Origin of the sequence: Rhodococcus sp. ARP2 (assembly GCF_001029585.1) — a bacterium.
GTDB lineage: Bacteria > Actinomycetota > Actinomycetes > Mycobacteriales > Mycobacteriaceae > Rhodococcus_F > Rhodococcus_F erythropolis.
In genome coordinates this window covers 127,474-144,472 of record NZ_LEKE01000083.1, presented here as the reverse complement: position 1 = coordinate 144,472, position 16,999 = coordinate 127,474, and the positions used below count along the sequence as shown (strand labels likewise).

Here is a 16,999-nt window from a genome sequence, read left to right as displayed (position 1 = left end):
CGCCAGGTGGTCGGCGATGAACGCCTGGTTAGGGGTTGTCTCGGCCGAACATGTGCGTCGCGCAGTGGATCTTGGGATCGCGCAGATCGGGCACGGGAAGAGGTCCGGATTGGCGCGGATGAAGGCGGGCGATGTGCTTGTCTACTATTCGCCGGTCGAGTCCATTGGTGATCGAGATCCGTTGCGCGAGTTCACAGCCCTCGGGGTGATCGAAGAGGGTGAGATCTGGCAGGCGGACGAGGGGTGCTTCAAGCCGTTTCGGCGTCGAGTGCGATACGAGCAGTTCACGCCCGTTCCTCTCGGCGACGTACGGAGTCGATTGGCATTGACCTCGACACCGAATTGGGGGTATCAGCTCCGCCGAGGCTTGATTCCGTTGGATGGCAACGACGTCGAGATTCTGCGCTCGGCAACGAGCTGACACACTGACGCTGTGGCGAAGAAACTGGAAACCGACTTCGAGGATGCTGGCGACAGTCCGGGTCTGATGTTGTGGCGTGTCACCAATGCTTGGCAGGCTTCGATTCGCGCGGCGCTGCGGCCTTTCGACCTGACTCACGTGCAGTTCGTTCTACTCGCCGCACTGACGTGGCTGGACGCGGAAACGCCGATAACTCAACGCGATCTTGCCGAGTATGCGCGCACTGATCCGATGATGACGTCACAGGTGATACGGACCCTCGAATCCAAGAAATTGGTCGAACGACGTCCACACCCGACCGACGCTCGGGCACGCTCGGTGGTGGTGACCCAGGCGGGTGCGGCCCTGGCCGGCAAGGCAAATCGTGCGGTCGAAGCATCGGATCGGGAATTCTTTGCCGCTCTCGGGGATCGTCAGGCGGCCTTCGTTGCGATGCTCGGCATGCTCGACCGAAAGTAGCAACCCCCGGTTTTCAGGGAATTACTCTGAAGTGGTCTGCAGCAGTGCATATTTGGCTTCCAGCCCGTCCAGCAGGGATTCCAGCGCGAGTTCGAAACTGGCACCGTCGATTTCCGTAGCACGCTCGCGCAACAGATGTGCTCGCGTGAGGTGCGGGTAACGCTCGGCGTAGATCGCCGGATCGTCTACGAATCCGCCGGAGAACGTCGCCGTCGCAGCACCCATGACCACGTACTTGACGGAAGCGCCGATCAGTGTTGCCGTGCGCTGCGGCCATCCGGCCCGCACCAGGCCGCCGTGGATGGCGTTGGCGCGGTCAAGGGCGATGGGCCTGACGCTCGGACCGTAGGCCAAGTAGGGAACGATATTGGGATGCTTGCCCAGGGCGGCGTGGTAGGACCGCGCCCACGTGCGAAGCGCACCGCGCCAATCGTCAGAGTCGAAGCCGCTCACGTCGACGGACTCCATGATGACGTTCGCGACGTCGTCGAGTAGCTCGTCCTTGTTGGCGTAATGGCTGTACAGCGATGGTGCTTGCACGCCGAGAACGGTGGCGAGTTTGCGCATCGAGAAGTCGGTCAAACCGTGCTCGTCGACCAATTTCAGGGCGGTGTCCCTGATGATCGGCTTGCTCAGTAGTGGAATCCGCGGTCGCGCCATCGCACACCCTTTCGTGTGAAAGTACTGGACAACCTTACACCGTGAGTTTATTATCCAATTAACCTAACAGTGTTCGGGAACGTGGAGGATCAGATGACGCGGGTGTTCGAGAACAAGGCCGATCTCCTGGGGGCGGTCGGTGAAACGCTGGGCTCGAGCGAGTGGGTCGAGGTCACCCGCGAGATGGTCCATCAATTTGCCGACGCGACCGGTGACCATCAGTGGATTCACGTCGACGACGAAAGGGCAAAGCGTGAATCACCTTTCGGCGGTCCGATTGCCCACGGGTATCTGACTCTCTCGCTCCTGCCGCTTCTGTCGAAGTCCGTGTACCGCATCGACGGGGCGAAGATGGTCATCAACTACGGGTCCGACAAGGTTCGATTCCCGAGTCCAGTGCCGGTTGGAGCCAAGGTTCGAAACACTGCAGTGCTCTCTGCGATCGAAGAGTTGCCGAACGGTTCGCTGCAGAGTCAGATCACCAACACCGTCGAGATCGAAGGCGTGGACAAGCCAGCCGTTGTTGCGCAGACCGTCGCACGAATCTTGTTCTGAAATCCTGCCAGAAGAAAGCAGACTCCATATGAATCTCGAATTGACCGCTGAGGAAGTTGCGTTCCGCGAGGAGATGCGAAAGTTCTTCACCACCGAATTCTCGCCCGAACTTCGTGCACGTGCAGCGGGATTCGGAAAGCTGACGCGTGAAGACATCGTTGCGGGCCAACAGATTCTGAACGCACACGGACTGGCGGTTCCGCACTGGCCGGTCGAATGGGGTGGCAAGGACTGGACTCCGGTTCAGCGCCACATCTATTCCGAGGAAATGCAGTTGGCGTCGGTACCCAACCCGTTGCCGTTCAACGTGAGCATGGTTGGGCCCGTTATCGCGGCCTTCGGCTCGCAGGAGCAGAAGGAGAAGTTTCTCCCGGCGACGGCTAACGCCGATATCTGGTGGTGCCAAGGTTTTTCGGAACCAGAAGCCGGTTCGGATCTCGCTTCACTCAAGACGGCTGCTGTCCGTGACGGCGCGGATTACATCGTCAACGGTCAGAAGACGTGGACTACTCTCGCGCAGCACGCCGAGTGGATCTTCTGTCTGGTTCGGACAGATGCCAGTGCCCAGAAGCGTCAGGCAGGAATTTCGTTCCTGCTCATCGATTTGGCGACTCCCGGCATCACGATTCGTCCCATCAAACTGATCGACGGCAGCGTCGAGGTCAACGAGGTGTTCTTCGACAACGTCCGTGTTCCTGCGGAAAATCTTGTCGGCGAGGAGAACAAGGGCTGGGACTACGCCAAGTTCCTGCTCGGTAACGAACGCACGGGGGTCACACGGGTCGGGTTCTCCAAAACCCTTGTCGCCACGGCAAAAGAGAAGGCGCGGGAGGTTCGCGTCGGAACCGGCACCCTCCTCGAGGATCCGTTGTTCGCGGCTCGGTTGGCCGAGTTGGAAAACGAATTGCTTGCACTGGATCTGACTCAACTGCGAGTTGTGGCGAGTTCGGCAGACGGAAAGCCGAATCCGGCATCCTCACTGCTCAAGCTCCGTGGCTCCGAATTGCAGCAGGCAGCAACGGAATTGCTGATGGATGTCGCCGGACCGGACTCTCTGCCGGTAGATATCGCCGACATCGACTCGCCGGAGTGGGCGCAGCAGGCGGCGCCGCGCTACTTGAACTACCGGAAGGTTTCCATCTACAGCGGATCAAGTGAGGTGCAGCGCTCCATCATTGCCTCCTCGATCCTCGGATTGTGAGCATCTGACATGAATTTCGAACTCGACGACGAACAGACGATGCTTCGCGACACGACGCGTGAATTGCTCAACCGCAGCTACGACGCGGAGAAGCGCAACGCCACCTCGGCTACCGACGAGGGATGGAATGCCGCGGTGTGGAAGCAGTTCGCGGAGCTTGGGCTGCTCGGCCTGCCGTTCGCGGAGTCTGACGGCGGAATGGGCGCTGGACCGGTCGAGACCATGGTCGTGATGACCGAACTGGGCCGAGCGCTTGCACCCGAGCCGTACTTGGGTGGTGTTCTGATCCCCGGCGGTTTGATCGCGGCTGTCGGTTCGGCAGATCAGCGGGCGCGGCTCCTGCCGGCGCTCAGCGACGGGACCACTCTGTCGGCCTTCGCGCATACGGAACCCGGCACGCGCTGGCCGGTCGCCACCGTCACGACCACGGCGACGCAGTCGGGATCGGGGTGGACTATCACCGGCGTCAAGAACCCGGTCCTGCAGGGCGACAGCGCGCACGTCGTGGTCGTCAGCGCCACACTTCCAGGCGGCGGCACCGGGCTCTTCCTGGTGGATGCGGAGGGCTCAGGTGTCACACGGAACACGTATGCCACCCACGACGGCCGTCGCGGTGCGCAGTTCACGTTCACCGATGCCGCGGCCGAACAACTTGGTGAGGGCAGCGATGTCACGGCGGCGATCGTCGAAGCAGAGGTCCGGGCGCAGGCAGCTCTGTGCGCCGAGGCGATCGGAATCATGACCGAGGCGCTGCGACTGACGACAGATTATCTGAAGCAGCGCAAGCAGTTCGGTGTTCCGCTCGCGAAGTTCCAGACGCTGACGCATCGTGCGGCCGACATGTACGTGGCGCTCGAACTGGCGAGCAGCATGAGTCTGTACGCGACCATGGCCATCGCCGACGGAGTGATCGATCCGACCATCGCGTCGCGAGCGAAGCTGGCTGTCGGTCGTGCCGCGCATCAGATCGGTCAGGAAGCAATTCAAATGCACGGTGGTATCGGTATGACAGCCGAGTATCCGGTCGGGCACTACGTCTCGCGGCTGGTGGCCATCGAACACACTTTGGGCGCATCGGACGATCACCTCAGGGTGCTGGCCGGCGGCGTCTCGAACTATTCGATGGTTGACGTCACGGAGTAGATCGGTGGGTGAAGATAACGGGAGGTCATGCGCAGGTCGCGTGGCCTCCCTTGTCTGTGCGGGGGCCGGCCCGCGGTATTCGAGGTCGAGTAAAATCCCTGTGATCAGTCCGAGAAGAGAAAGGGATCGAAGTGACCGCGCATACCGAGCAGCTCGAGTTCCAAGCAGAAACACGTCAGCTGCTGGATCTGATGGTTCATTCAATCTATACGAACAAGGACAGCTTCCTTCGTGAGTTGATCTCCAACGCTTCGGACGCGCTGGACAAACTCCGCCTCGAGTCGTACCAGGACAAAGACCTCGACGTCGACGTCTCCGATCTGCATATCGAGATCGACATCGACAAGGCGGCACGCACCCTGACCATCCGCGACAACGGCATCGGAATGTCGCGTGACGAGGTCGTCGACCTGATCGGCACGCTCGCCAAGTCCGGCACCGCCGAGGTGCGTCGTAAGCTCAAGGAAGCCAAGGATGCAGCGGCATCCGAAGAACTGATCGGTCAGTTCGGCATCGGCTTCTACTCCACGTTCATGGTGGCGGACAAGGTCACGCTGCTGACCCGCCGCGCCGGTGAAGACCACGCGACGCGCTGGGAGTCGACCGGCGAAGGCACGTACACGCTCGAGCATGTGAACGAGGCGCCGCAGGGCAGCTCCGTGACCCTGCACCTGATGCCCGAGGATTCCGAGAACGGCCTGCACGACTACACGTCGGAATGGAAGATCAAGGAACTGGTCAAGAAGTACTCCGACTTCATCGCGTGGCCCATCCGCATGGATGTCGCTCGGACGTCGACGCCAGCCGAGGGCGAAGAGCCCGAGGTCACCATCGAGACCGAGACGATCAACTCGATGAAGGCACTGTGGACTCGCTCCAAGGACGAGGTGTCCGAGGACGAGTACAAGGAGTTCTACAAGCACGTCAGCCACGCCTGGGACGAGCCTCTCGAGGTCATCCCGATGAAGGCCGAAGGTACTTTCGAATACCAAGCGCTGCTGTTCATTCCGTCGACGGCGCCGTTCGATCTGTTCATGCGTGAGCGCAAGGCCGGCATCCACCTCTACGTCAAGCGCGTCTTCATCATGGACGACTGCGAAGAGTTGGTGCCCGATTACCTGCGCTTCGTCAAGGGCGTGGTCGACGCACAAGACCTCTCGCTCAACGTCTCTCGTGAAATTCTGCAGCAGGACCGGCAGATCGCTGCCATCCGTCGTCGTCTGACCAAGAAGGTCCTCTCGACCATCAAGGACATGAAGGCGAACGAGCCCGAGAAGTACTCGACCTTCTGGACCGAGTTCGGACGCGCGCTCAAGGAAGGCCTGATGGCCGATGCCGACAACCGCAAGACGCTGCTCGACATCTCTTCGTTTGCCTCGACCAACAGCGAAGAGGGCGTGACCACTCTCGCCGAGTACGTGGAGCGCATGAAGGACGGCCAGGAACAGATCTACTTCATGACGGGCGAATCCCGTCACCTCATCGAAAGCTCCCCGCACATGGAGGCTTTCAAGGCCAAGGGCCTCGAGGTTCTGGTTCTCACCGACCCGGTGGACGAGATGTGGGTCGACGCTGTCTCGGACTTCGACGGCAAGACCTTCCAGTCGATCGCCAAGGGCGAGGTCGACCTCGACACCGAGGACGAGAAGAAGGCGGCCGAGGCCGAGCGCGAAGAGAAGGAGAAGGAATTCGGCGAGCTGCTGACGTGGCTGACCGAAACCCTGTCCGACGACATCAAGGAAACGCGTCTCTCGACGCGACTGACCACCTCGGCTGCCTGCATCGTCGGCGACGCGTTCAGCATGTCTCCGACGCTCGAGAAGATGTACAAGGCTTCGGGTCAGCCTGTTCCGCACAGCAAGCGCATCCTCGAGCTCAACCCGGAGCACCCGCTTGTCTCGGGTCTTCGGGAGGCGCAGGCCGCCAACGACAATGCGGAGAACCTGACTGAGACGGCTCAGTTGCTCTACGGCATGGCGTTGCTTGCCGAGGGCGGCGAGCTGAGCGACCCGGCGCACTTCACGCGCCTGCTGGCCGATCGTTTGGCCCGCACAGTCTGATCTCGTTCTAGCTCGCTCGAACTCCCGGCACTCACCCTCATTGGTGAGTGCCGGGAGTTTTTTCTTTGATCGTTTTCTAATGAGGACCGTTTCTGTCCGCAATGACTTCTAACGTAGTTCTCACAGGGCGAAGAACCCACGAGCGAAGGAAAAACATCATGAACGCACCGACCACCACCGTCACCGGCGAGCGCGCGGATCTCCTCCAGAGCCTGCGTCAACATCGTGAATTCCTTCTCTTCACGGTCAAGGACCTCACCGACGAGGAGGCTGCTTCGAGGCCGACCGTGAGCGAACTGTGCCTAGGCGGATTGATCAAGCATGTGGGTCAGGCGGAGAAGGGTTGGGTCGACTTCATTCTGGAAGGCCCGGCCGGACTTGGCGGGGACTTCGACCCGACCCAGTGGTCGGAAGAGATGCAACAGGAACGGGCGAACGAATTTGCCATGATCGAGGGTGAAACCTTGGCAAGCATCGTTTCCGAGTACGAAGGGATCGCGGCCAGGACCGACCAGTTGGTGGCCTCGCTGGACAGCCTCGACATCTCTCATCCACTTCCGAGCGCTCCGTGGTTCGAAGCCGGCGCTCGCTGGTCAGCGCGGCGCGCATTGCTGCACATCATCGCCGAGACGGCCCAGCATGCGGGCCACGCAGACATGCTTCGTGAAGCCATCGACGGCTCGAAGACGATGGGTTGATCGACAGCTCGATCAACCGGGATGTTTACACATCACACAAATATGTAACACTAGTGTCTATGAGCACCGAAAAGTCTGCCTTGCAACCGCCGATGCAGTGGGACGCCTGGGGCGATCCGGCCAAGAAGCGTGAACTGTCGGACGCAGTCACATCATTGTTGACCGGATTTCTCGGTGTGTCCGCACCGACTCGCTCGCGCCTCGCCATCGAAGACGTTCAGGTGACTCCGTCCGCCCTGGCTCAGTCGCACGTCGAGGCGCTGGCTGGGCTGGTCGGGGCCGAGTACGTCAGCACCGAGGATTCGGATCGAATCCTTCGGGCCGGTGGCAAGAGCACCCCGGATCTGCTTCGCCGTCGTAGCGCCGAGCCGCAGGACGCACCGGACGCAGTCGTCACTCCAGGGACAGACGCAGAGGTCGAGCAGGTTCTCCGATACTGCTCTGCCAACCGGATCGCAGTGGTCCCGTTCGGTGGTGGCACCAGCGTCGTCGGCGGGCTCGATCCCATTCGTGACGGGTTCGACGCAGTTCTATCTCTCGATCTGCGCAGGTTCGATCAGCTCGTCGGGTTGGACGAGGAATCGGGCATTGCGACGTTCGGCGGCGGAACCACCGGCCCACGGGCCGAGGAGCTTCTGCGTGAGCACGGTTTCTCGGTCGGGCACTTCCCGCAGAGCTTCCTGTTCGCCACTCTGGGCGGGTTTGCCGCCACCCGGTCTTCGGGGCAGGCGTCGGCTGGATACGGACGCTTCGAGGACATGGTCCAGGGCCTCACCGTTGTCACCCCGAGCGGTGTGGTCGAGACCGGGCGTGCGCCGGCCTCTGCCGCAGGCCCCGATCTGGGTGAGCTTTTTGTCGGCTCCGAGGGGACATTCGGCGTCATCACGCACGTGCGTGTCCGGGTTCACCGCCTGCCCGAGACCACCGTGCGCGAAGGGTGGAGCTTCCCCGACTTCGCCACCGGCGCAGCAGCATTGCGTGAGCTGGTCCAGGAAGGATCGGCTCCGACCGTACTGCGATTGTCCGACGAGGCCGAGAGCGGCGTGAATCTGGCGACCACCGACAAGATCGGCGAGAACGCCTTCACCGGTGGTTGCCTCGGCATCACCACCTACGAGGGCACCGCTTCGCACACCGCTGAACGGATGGCGGAGGCCCGAGCAATTCTCACCGCTCACGGTGGGACTTCGCTCGGTGAGGAGCCCGGAAACAGTTGGGAACACGGGCGATTCGATGCGCCGTATCTGCGTGACGCTCTTCTCGACGTCGGCGCACTGTGTGAAACCCTCGAGACAGCAACCACCTGGGGTAACCTCGCGAACCTGCGCTCCTCGGTCACCGAAGCGCTGACCAAGGCTCTCGTCGAGCAGGGGACTCAGCCGCTCGTGATGTGCCACATTTCGCACACCTATAAGACCGGTGCTTCGCTGTACTTCACAGTAGTCAGCGCGCAGACCGAGGATCCGATCGCTCAGTGGCACAAGGCGAAAACTGCCGCTGGCGATGCGATCATCGCCGCCGGTGGCACGATCACCCATCATCACGCAGTCGGAGCTGACCATCGCCCGTGGATGAAGGACGAGATCGGCGAATTGGGCGCGAATATCCTTCGCGCAGTGAAGAATGCAGTGGACCCTGCCGGCATCCTCAATCCTGGAAAGCTGATTCCGTGACCGAAACCCGCAGTCAGATCGAGAAGGTTACCGTCCTGATCAATCCGATGGCGGGACATGGTCACGCGCCTGCAGCCGGACGCAAAGGTGTTGCGCGACTGCGTGCTCGGGGAGTTGCCGTCACCGAGATCATCGGAACCGATGCCGACGACGCCAAGAAGTTGGCGCGTCGTGCGATCGAGGAGGGTACCGACGCGCTGGTGGTGGTCGGCGGTGACGGTGCCATCAGCATCGGATTGCAGGCTGCCGCGTTGACCGATACTCCTATCGGACTCATCCCGGCGGGCACCGGTAACGATCACGCCCGTGAGTTCGGCATTCCCACAGGCGATCCCGAGGCAGCCGCCGATGTGATCGCCGACGGCGTCGTGCAGCAGTCCGACCTGGCGAAGATCACGCTTGCCGACGGTTCCGTCGTCTGGTCGGGAACGATCATCGCGAGCGGATTCGATTCGCTGGTCAGTGAACGGGCCAATCGGATGTCGTGGCCCAAGGGACCGATGCGCTACAACTTGGCGATGCTCGCCGAGTTGGCGAAGATGAAGCCGCTGCCGTACCGGATCGAACTCGACGACGAGGTCATCACGGTGGACGCGACGCTCGTGGCTGTCGGCAACGGGCGCTCGTACGGTGGCGGCATGCTCATCACTCCGGGCGCGTCGAAGTCTGATGGGTTGCTGGATCTGACCGTCGTCGGGCACGGTTCGAGGTTGCGTCTGGTGCGCCTGTTTCCGCGGGTGTACAAGGGAACTCACGTCTCCTTGGATGCGGTGCAGACGTATCGGTCGAAGAAGGTGCGGTTGGTCTCCGAGGGCATCATCGCCTACGCGGACGGTGATCGGGTGGGGCCGTTGCCCATCACGATCGAGGCAGTTCCCATGGCGCTCAACATCTTGACGCACACTCGGATCTGAGTCGGTTCTGCCGGTCACGCGGTAGCAGTGGTGTAAGACTTCTCGGATGAACGAATCGAGGAAGTCGGTGCACCGCCGCACTGCGTGGACGTCGGAGCGGTGGCAGCTCACCACCGACATCCCCTTGACCGCTGCGGCCTGCCTGTTCTTGGTGGCGTACGCGTACCAAGTCCTGGCGCAACCGACTGGCTTCCCGCATCGCCTGACCGAATGGATCATGTGGGCTTCGTGGGTCGTATTTGCCGTCGACTACGCAGTTCGCCTGTGGTTGGCTCCTGCACGCGGTCGCTGGTTCGTCAGGCATCTCTTGGATTTGGCGATGGTGGTGCTACCCATGCTGCGTCCCTTGCGCCTCCTTCGATTGGTCACCCTGCTTGCAATAGTCCACCGCTCGAGCGGGCAAAGCTTGCGTGGACGAGTGGTTGTCTACGCCACCGGGGCCACGGCCTTGCTGATCGGTGTCGCGGCACTGGCCATGCTCGACGCCGAGCGGCACGCTGAGGGCGCCGCCATCACGTCGTACGGGACGGCGTTGTGGTGGGCGATGGAGACGGTTACGACCGTCGGTTACGGAGACATGGCTCCTGTCACTACAACCGGGCGCCTGATCGCCGGAGCGTTGATGATCGGCGGAATTGCATTGCTGGGCATCGTGACTGCCACACTCGCTTCCTGGTTGGTCGAGCGAGTGGCGGAACAGGACGAGGCAGGGCAGGCCGCGACGCGTAAGCAGGTGGCAGATCTGTCCGTGGAGGTCCGAGCTTTGGCCACCCGCACGCACCGAGTCGATCTCGCGTCCGTCGATACCGATTCGCTGCGTCGCGAACTGGCGTCGAGGGGAGTCGTGGCGCAGCATGCACCTTCGGACAATTGACCCGCAGTGCAGCAAACAATAGAACGATGGTCTGATAATCTAACGTGATGGTGGCGACCCACGGATTCCAGCGCGCGCGCAGGCCCGAGCAGATCGAAGCACGTCGGTGCGCGATTCTCGATGCAGCCCGCGCGATGCTCGGGTCCAGACCCGTCGCCGACATCAGCCTGCGTGAGCTCAGTGAGAGCGTCGGCCTGGCGAAGTCGAACGTGCTCCGGTACTTCGACAGTCGCGAGGCCATCTTTCTCGAAGTGCTCGACGAGAACTGGGTTGCGTGGCTGGACGGGTTGTCCGAGTCGTTGACTCCGGCCGGTGACGACTCGCCATACGCCCCTGAAATTCATGTCGCATCCGCGGTTGCGGAATCGCTTGTCGGACAGCGATTGCTGTGCGAGTTGATGAGCGTCATGGCCGGGGTCCTCGAAAGAAACATCTCCGTCGACTTCGCCCGCGACTTCAAGAAGCGGGCGACGGTCAACTCGGGAAGGTTTGCATCGCTAGTTCATTCACAGCTGCCCCACCTCTCGGAAGGCGACGCGGCACAATTCGCCAAGGTGACCCTGGTGATCGTTGCCGGCTTGTGGCCCACGGCCGAGCCTGCCGAATCCATCGTCGTCGTGCTGAACGAGATGCAGGCGCCCCCAGCTGCCGACATGTTCGCAGTCGGCCTGCGCGAAGGCCTGATCAACCAGCTCGTCGGGTTGTCGGCGCGAGCGGCAACCCGAACGAGCTGAGAACGATCAGGCGCTGTGTAGCGTCAGAACGGTGATCTCGCTCGGTGCTAACACTCGGAATGGTGGACCCCAGAAGCCGGTTCCGCGGCTGGTGTACAGCTGCGTACGTTCTCCGTGCCTGGTAAGCCCGTGTACCGACGGTTGATCGAGTTTCACCAGAAAGTTGAAGGGCCAGATCTGTCCGCCGTGGGTATGGCCGGCGAGCTGCAGATCCACTCCCGCAGAAGCGGACTGAGTAACCTGCTTCGGTTGGTGGGCGAGCATCAGGATCGGCAATTCGGGGTCGGAGCCGGCCAGGGCCATGTCGAAGTTCGCGCCGTGCCCGTCGAGTTTCGATCCCAACGCTGTCGCATCGTCGACTCCGGCGATGACCAGTCTGTCTCCGCCCTTGGTGACCACGAGGTGGCGGTTGTGCAGCGCGTCCCAGCCGATCGAGGTCATGTAGTCGAGCCACTCCTGAGCCTCGTGGAAGTACTCGTGATTGCCGGTCACGTAGACGCGAGCGAGCCTGGCTTCGACCGATGCGAGGGGGGTCGCTTGGCCGAGGCGCTGCTCTACCGTTCCGTCGGCGATGTCACCGACGTGGGCCACGATGTCGGCGTCGAGATCGTTGACTGCCGCGATGACGCGCTCGGACCACTTCTCGCGATTGATCGGCCCGAAGTGAGTGTCGGTGATCGCGACTACCCGAAGTTTGTCCATCCCCGCACCAAGGCGGGGGATGGTGACGTCGACCTGCTTGATCCGTGGCAGTCTCATGGCTTCCCGGTAGCCCCAGATCAGCAGAAGGGCCGAGATGATCAGTGCGGCAACGGCGACAATTCTCGATCGAAGCGGGTCATCCACGCCGCCGACGAGCAGTCCGAGCCTCAGAACTTCGCCGAGCAGGGTCCACACGAACACGACCCAGATGATTCCGAGGAGGGCGTCGCCGATCAGGCGAACTGGATCGCGGTCGGTGTGTCCGTGGCTGAGCACCATGCTGGCAGGCAGGGCGATCAAGAGGGTGGCAAACAGAACGGTGCCGAAAACTGCCACCGCAGTCGGCCAGTCCGGCCGGATGAACAAGCTCCACCATGGGTACATGAACAACAGAGCCAAGATCGACGCGACAATCGCGGATATGGCAACGATCCGCAATGGTCTGCGGCGCGGAACTCGAGCGACGTCGGTCGCCTGGGGTGTAGTCACCCCGTCCAGAGTAAAGGTCCACTGGTCTATTAACAAGGGGACAGTGGTCCGCTATCGGGATGTCGGTGTTCTCGGATAGGTTTCCGAACATTGAAACTCGGCCAGTGATCAGGTGGGTGGCGCATGGAGAAGTACGACGTCAAGAAGGCATACAAGGACCTCTACTCGCCTGGGCGCCGCGATTTTGCCCTCGTGACCGTTCCCCGCTTCGGCTACTTCGCCGTCGACGGTCACGGCGACCCCAACACTGCCACCGAGTACTCCGAGGCGCTCGAAGCGCTGTATTCGGTGTCCTACTCGGCAAAATTCGCGAGCAAGAAGGAATTGGATCGCGACTTCGTCGTTGGCCCGCTGGAAGGGTTGTGGCGGGCAGATGACCCCGAGGTGTTCGTGACACGGGACAAGCCGTCGTGGGATTGGACGATGATGATCTCGCAACCGGAGTGGATCACGGCGGCCGAACTGTCTGCGGCGATTGCAGCAGTCCGAGCCAAGGCAGTGCGGGCCAAGAAGGAGATTGCCGCTCTCGACAAGGTCAGGTTTCTCGAGTTGGAGGAGGGTCTGTCCGTCCAGATTCTTCACGTAGGTTCCTACGACGACGAGGCCCCCACCTTGGACCGCTTGCACAACACGTTCATCCCGTCGAACGGCTTCAGTTTCAACGGCGATCATCACGAGATCTACCTCAGTGATGCGCGCCGGACGCCGCCCGAGAAACTGAAGACGGTTCTGCGTCAGCCTGTTTCGAGGTAGCAATCAGGGCTCGAGGCCGCGCAACTTCTCGAGGTCACGTCGCTCGCGCTTGGTCGGTCTGCCGGCGCCGCGATCACGTCGCGGAATGGACGCAATCAGTTCGGGCGGTGGTGGGGGTGGCGAATTGTCCTGCAGGCAATCGGCGGCCAGCACCGCGCTGACTCGCTTCGTGATCGGCTTGACCACGACGACAATGCGTTCGATGCCGGATACACGCACCCGCACCTCGTCGCCGGCTTTCACCTGCTGAGCCGCCTTTGCCGACGTTCCATTGACCCGAACGTGTCCCGATCGGCAGGCCGTCGCCGCCTGCGAGCGTGTCTTGAACAGCCGAACCGCCCACGTCCAGCTGTCCACGCGGACACTGATCGCGTCGGAGGGGAGTTGGGCTGGCACGCACTCCAGCCTACCGACGAGTGCTCACAGACCCTGCGCGCGGATGCCCGAGTAGGCGCGCGGTGCATACCGCAGTCGTAGCGGCAGCAGATGCCAGAACCGATCTGTCAATGTCAGGAAGCGGGCGAACCAGAAGTACATCCGTTCGTCGCGCGGCGTCCATTCCCATTCAAGGGTCTTGCGTGCCTTCTCCGGCATCAGTGCCTTGCCGATCCAGTTCGCCACGGCCATCGTGGGGCGAGAGCTAAGACGCCACAGCCACGTCGGAACCTTCGGAGCCGGTGCGATGTCGTGCTCGGCGATGCGCGTCGACCATTTTGTGGTGTGGGTGTTGATCAGGTGGTTGTCGAGCATGTCTTCCCAATACGTGCGGAAGCTGGCGTAGTCGTCGAAAGCCGGTCGATCGGTGAGTCCGTAACAGCGCCACCAGGTTACGGCCTCACGGACAAGTTGGTCCTTCTGCTCCTGCGTGAACTTCTTGTACGCGAATCGCTCGTTGAAATCGAGAATCACCTCGAAGAACGTGACGTGTGTCCACCAGAAAGTGTCAGGAGTGAGGGCGTGGTAGCGCCCGCCGGTTTCGTCGATTCCTTTGAGATCGGTGTGGAAGTTGCGAACGAGCGTGCCTGTGCCCTCTTCGGTCCGGTCGTACACGACGCCGTAGATGGGCGGCAGTGAGCGGAACAGGCGGTCGAGTGGGTTGTCGAAGAAATTCGAATGATCTTGCAGCGCTCCGCTTACCGCGGGGTGCATGTTCTGCAGGATGCCTGCGCGTCCGAGGTACAGCAGGCCGCGAACGTCGCCGAAGTGTGTCCATGTCAGGGAGCCGGGGCCGATCGGATCGGCTCGTAGTTCTCGAGGCTTCGATCGACGAGTGCCCGTGTCTGCGTCGCTGCTCATCAGGGTGCCCCTCCGCCTGCCATCATGTGACAACGATTGTTGTCACATGATGACTTTTACTGCGCTACGCGAGTTTGTCAATCGATTCGACAAGATCTGTCCGAAAACAACTCCGGCCCCTCACCTGCAACAGGTAAGGGGCCGGAAGAGTGAAGCGGTCGGACTCAGGCGTATTCGTAGAACCCGCGACCGGTCTTCTTGCCGAGACGACCGGCGTCGACCATGCGGCGAAGCAGCGCCGGCGGAGCGTAGTGCGGTTCTGCGAATTCCGCGTACAGGGACTCTGCCGCTGCGAGGGCAATGTCGAGACCGACGGTGTCGAGGAGCGTCAGCGGGCCCATCGGGTAGCCGCAGCCGCCCTTCATGGCCTCGTCGATGTCTTCTGCTGTGGCGTAGCCGGATTCGAGCATCCGGACTGCCTGGCACAGGTAAGGGATGAGCAGAGCGTTGACGATGAAGCCCGAGCGGTCGCCCGCGCGAACCGTCTTCTTACGCAACGTGTTCTTGGCGTAGTCGGTGACGGCGAGGACGGTCTCTTCGGACGTCGTCAGGCTGACCACGATCTCCACGAGCGGCATGACCGGCACGGGGTTGAAGAAGTGAACGCCCACAACCTGGCCGGGGCGCGAGGTGGCCTTGGCGATCTTGATGACGGGGATCGACGAGGTGTTGGTCGCCAGAATGCCTGCAGGCTTGACGATCTTGTCGAGCTTGCCGAAGATCTCGTACTTGAGAGCTTCGATCTCGGGAGCCGCCTCGATCACCAGGTCGCGATCGGCGAACTCTTCCATGTCCAGGGTGACGCGAACGCGTGCGATGGCGGCATCGGCGTCTTCCTGCGTGATCTTGCCCTTGGCTACGCCGCGGTTGATCGACTTGGCGATCCGTTCGCGAGCAGCGGCGGCAAATTCTTCCTTGGTTTCGAGCACCAGTACCGAGCTACCGGCTTTTGCACAAACTTCGGCAATGCCGGCACCCATGGTGCCGCCGCCGATTACGCCTACGAGTTCCACGATTCTCCTCAAGATTCTTCAGACAGGGGTCAAGCCCCCGTGCGCGGTTAAGGAGTCTATGGACTGCCTGACCGCGCACAGGGCCGGAGGCCCTACTTCAGTAGCGCACGCGACATCACGACGCGCTGAATCTGGTTTGTGCCTTCGTAGATCTGCGTGATCTTGGCGTCGCGCATCATGCGCTCGACCGGGAAGTCGGTGGTGTAGCCGGCGCCGCCGAACAGCTGCACGGCGTCGGTGGTGACCTCCATGGCAACGTCGGAAGCGAAGCACTTCGCCGCAGCGGAGATGAAACCGAGGTTCTTCTCGCCGCGCTCGGCGCGAGCAGCGGAGGTGTAGACCATCAGACGTGCGGCTTCGACCTTCATTGCCATGTCCGCGAGCATGAACTGAACAGCCTGGAAATCGCTGATGGACTTGCCGAACTGCTTGCGATCCTTGGTGTATGCCAGAGCCGCGTCGAGTGCGCCCTGGGCGAGGCCGACAGCCTGTGCGCCAATGGTGGGACGCGTGTGGTCGAGGGTCTCGAGTGCCGTCTTGAAGCCGGTGCCCGGTTCGCCGATGATGCGGTCGCCGGGGATGCGGCAGTTCTCGAAGTACAGCTCAGCGGTGGGGGAGCCCTTGATGCCGAGCTTCTTTTCCTTCGGTCCGACGACAAAGCCCTCGTCGTCCTTGTGGACCATGAAGGAGGAGATGCCGTTTGCGCCCTTGTCGGGATCGGTGACAGCCATGACGGTGTACCAGGTCGACTTGCCGCCGTTGGTGATCCAGCACTTGGAACCGTTGAGGATCCAGTCGTCGCCGTCAGCCTTCGCGCGGGTACGCATCGAAGCGGCGTCGGATCCGGCTTCACGCTCGGACAGTGCGTACGACGCCATTCCGCCGTTGACGAGGTCCGGGAGCACCTTGGACTTGAGCTCTTCGGAACCCTTGAGGATCAGGCCCATGGTGCCGAGCTTGTTCACGGCGGGGATCAGCGAGGAGGAGCCACAGACGCGGGCGACTTCCTCGATGACGATGCAGGTGGCGACGGAGTCGGCGCCCTGGCCGTCGTAAGCCTCGGGAACGTGGATGGCGTTGAAGCCAGACGCGTTGAGAGCGGTGAGCGCTTCCTCGGGGAAACGTGCGTTCTCGTCGACGTCCTTGGCGTACGGCGCGATTTCCTTCTCGGAGAGTCCGCGGATAGCAGCCCGCAGTTCGTCGTGCTCTTCGTTCAGCGCGAAGAGATTGAAATCCGGGTTTCCTGCCATGGGAACGCTCCTTGGTGAAGGTGGCTTGAAGGCGGTTGGTGCGGCTCCGGCGTTACCGACGAGATTCGCGGACAGACCGGTGCCAATGACCCCAGTCAAACACG

18 protein-coding genes are annotated in these 16,999 nt (G+C 61.9%); 12 read left to right on the top strand and 6 right to left on the bottom strand.

Translation table 11 applies throughout. From position 1 onward, the window contains the following. Positions 1-16: 16 nt before the first annotated feature. Positions 17-421, top strand: a complete 405-nt coding sequence (locus ABX74_RS21725) for an EVE domain-containing protein (RefSeq protein ID WP_047889683.1) — start codon at positions 17-19, stop codon at positions 419-421. Positions 422-433: 12 nt separating this feature from the next. Then, complete coding sequence (locus ABX74_RS21720; RefSeq protein ID WP_042952904.1) at positions 434-880, top strand: MarR family winged helix-turn-helix transcriptional regulator; 447 nt, start codon at positions 434-436, stop codon at positions 878-880. A 21-nt stretch (positions 881-901) separates the two neighbouring features. Here the strand turns inward: ABX74_RS21720 and ABX74_RS21715 are convergent, their stop codons facing one another. After that, positions 902-1,540 (bottom strand): TetR/AcrR family transcriptional regulator, encoded by a 639-nt coding sequence (locus ABX74_RS21715; protein ID WP_042925028.1) that lies wholly within the window; start codon positions 1,538-1,540, stop codon positions 902-904. 93 nt (positions 1,541-1,633) lie between these two features. Here ABX74_RS21715 and ABX74_RS21710 point away from each other — a divergent pair, with 93 nt between their 5' ends. From ABX74_RS21710 to ABX74_RS21670, 9 genes are all read left to right on the top strand, one after another. Next, positions 1,634-2,095, top strand: coding sequence for a MaoC family dehydratase (locus tag ABX74_RS21710; RefSeq protein ID WP_020909091.1), 462 nt, complete (start codon positions 1,634-1,636; stop codon positions 2,093-2,095). A gap of 28 nt (positions 2,096-2,123) precedes the next feature. After that, a complete protein-coding gene (locus ABX74_RS21705; protein WP_047889682.1) occupies positions 2,124-3,296 on the top strand; it encodes an acyl-CoA dehydrogenase family protein in 1,173 nt (390 codons plus the stop codon). A 9-nt stretch (positions 3,297-3,305) separates the two neighbouring features. Continuing rightward, positions 3,306-4,439, top strand: a complete 1,134-nt coding sequence (locus ABX74_RS21700) for an acyl-CoA dehydrogenase family protein (protein ID WP_047889681.1) — start codon at positions 3,306-3,308, stop codon at positions 4,437-4,439. A 131-nt stretch (positions 4,440-4,570) separates the two neighbouring features. Then, complete coding sequence (gene htpG, locus ABX74_RS21695; protein WP_019745254.1) at positions 4,571-6,499, top strand: molecular chaperone HtpG; 1,929 nt, start codon at positions 4,571-4,573, stop codon at positions 6,497-6,499. Positions 6,500-6,657: 158 nt separating this feature from the next. Further along, positions 6,658-7,197, top strand: coding sequence for a DinB family protein (locus ABX74_RS21690; RefSeq protein ID WP_047889680.1), 540 nt, complete (start codon positions 6,658-6,660; stop codon positions 7,195-7,197). Positions 7,198-7,289: 92 nt separating this feature from the next. Then, positions 7,290-8,870, top strand: coding sequence for an FAD-binding oxidoreductase (locus ABX74_RS21685; protein WP_024487438.1), 1,581 nt, complete (start codon positions 7,290-7,292; stop codon positions 8,868-8,870). Continuing rightward, positions 8,867-9,784: a diacylglycerol kinase gene (locus ABX74_RS21680; protein ID WP_003940547.1), complete on the top strand. Its 918-nt coding sequence runs from the start codon at positions 8,867-8,869 to the stop codon at positions 9,782-9,784. The genes ABX74_RS21685 and ABX74_RS21680 overlap by 4 nt, the downstream gene beginning before the upstream one ends. A gap of 46 nt (positions 9,785-9,830) precedes the next feature. Next, positions 9,831-10,658 carry a potassium channel family protein gene (locus tag ABX74_RS21675; RefSeq protein ID WP_047889679.1) on the top strand — a complete coding sequence of 276 codons (828 nt, stop codon included), beginning with the start codon at positions 9,831-9,833 and terminating at the stop codon, positions 10,656-10,658. 47 nt (positions 10,659-10,705) lie between these two features. After that, a complete protein-coding gene (locus ABX74_RS21670) occupies positions 10,706-11,392 on the top strand; it encodes a TetR/AcrR family transcriptional regulator (RefSeq protein ID WP_047889678.1) in 687 nt (228 codons plus the stop codon). A gap of 6 nt (positions 11,393-11,398) precedes the next feature. Here ABX74_RS21670 and ABX74_RS21665 read toward each other — a convergent pair whose 3' ends face one another. Further along, a complete protein-coding gene (locus tag ABX74_RS21665; RefSeq protein WP_047889677.1) occupies positions 11,399-12,583 on the bottom strand; it encodes a metallophosphoesterase in 1,185 nt (394 codons plus the stop codon). Between the two features lie 123 nt (positions 12,584-12,706). On the opposite strand from ABX74_RS21665, the gene ABX74_RS21660 reads away from it, so the two are divergent. Further along, complete coding sequence (locus ABX74_RS21660; protein ID WP_047889676.1) at positions 12,707-13,336, top strand: GyrI-like domain-containing protein; 630 nt, start codon at positions 12,707-12,709, stop codon at positions 13,334-13,336. A 3-nt stretch (positions 13,337-13,339) separates the two neighbouring features. Here ABX74_RS21660 and ABX74_RS21655 read toward each other — a convergent pair whose 3' ends face one another. The 4 genes from ABX74_RS21655 to ABX74_RS21640 all read right to left on the bottom strand — a co-directional run bounded on the left by ABX74_RS21655 (position 13,340) and on the right by ABX74_RS21640 (position 16,895). Then, on the bottom strand, positions 13,340-13,732 hold the full coding sequence (locus ABX74_RS21655) for an RNA-binding S4 domain-containing protein (RefSeq protein ID WP_029256216.1): 393 nt from the start codon (positions 13,730-13,732) through the stop codon (positions 13,340-13,342). Between the two features lie 24 nt (positions 13,733-13,756). Next, the gene (locus tag ABX74_RS21650; protein WP_047889675.1) at positions 13,757-14,632 is read right to left on the bottom strand and encodes an oxygenase MpaB family protein; all 876 of its coding nucleotides are present in this window, start codon (positions 14,630-14,632) and stop codon (positions 13,757-13,759) included. Between the two features lie 164 nt (positions 14,633-14,796). Beyond that, positions 14,797-15,645: a 3-hydroxybutyryl-CoA dehydrogenase gene (locus tag ABX74_RS21645; protein ID WP_020909078.1), complete on the bottom strand. Its 849-nt coding sequence runs from the start codon at positions 15,643-15,645 to the stop codon at positions 14,797-14,799. Positions 15,646-15,737: 92 nt separating this feature from the next. Beyond that, a complete protein-coding gene (locus ABX74_RS21640; RefSeq protein ID WP_003939784.1) occupies positions 15,738-16,895 on the bottom strand; it encodes an acyl-CoA dehydrogenase in 1,158 nt (385 codons plus the stop codon). Positions 16,896-16,999 lie beyond the last annotated feature (104 nt).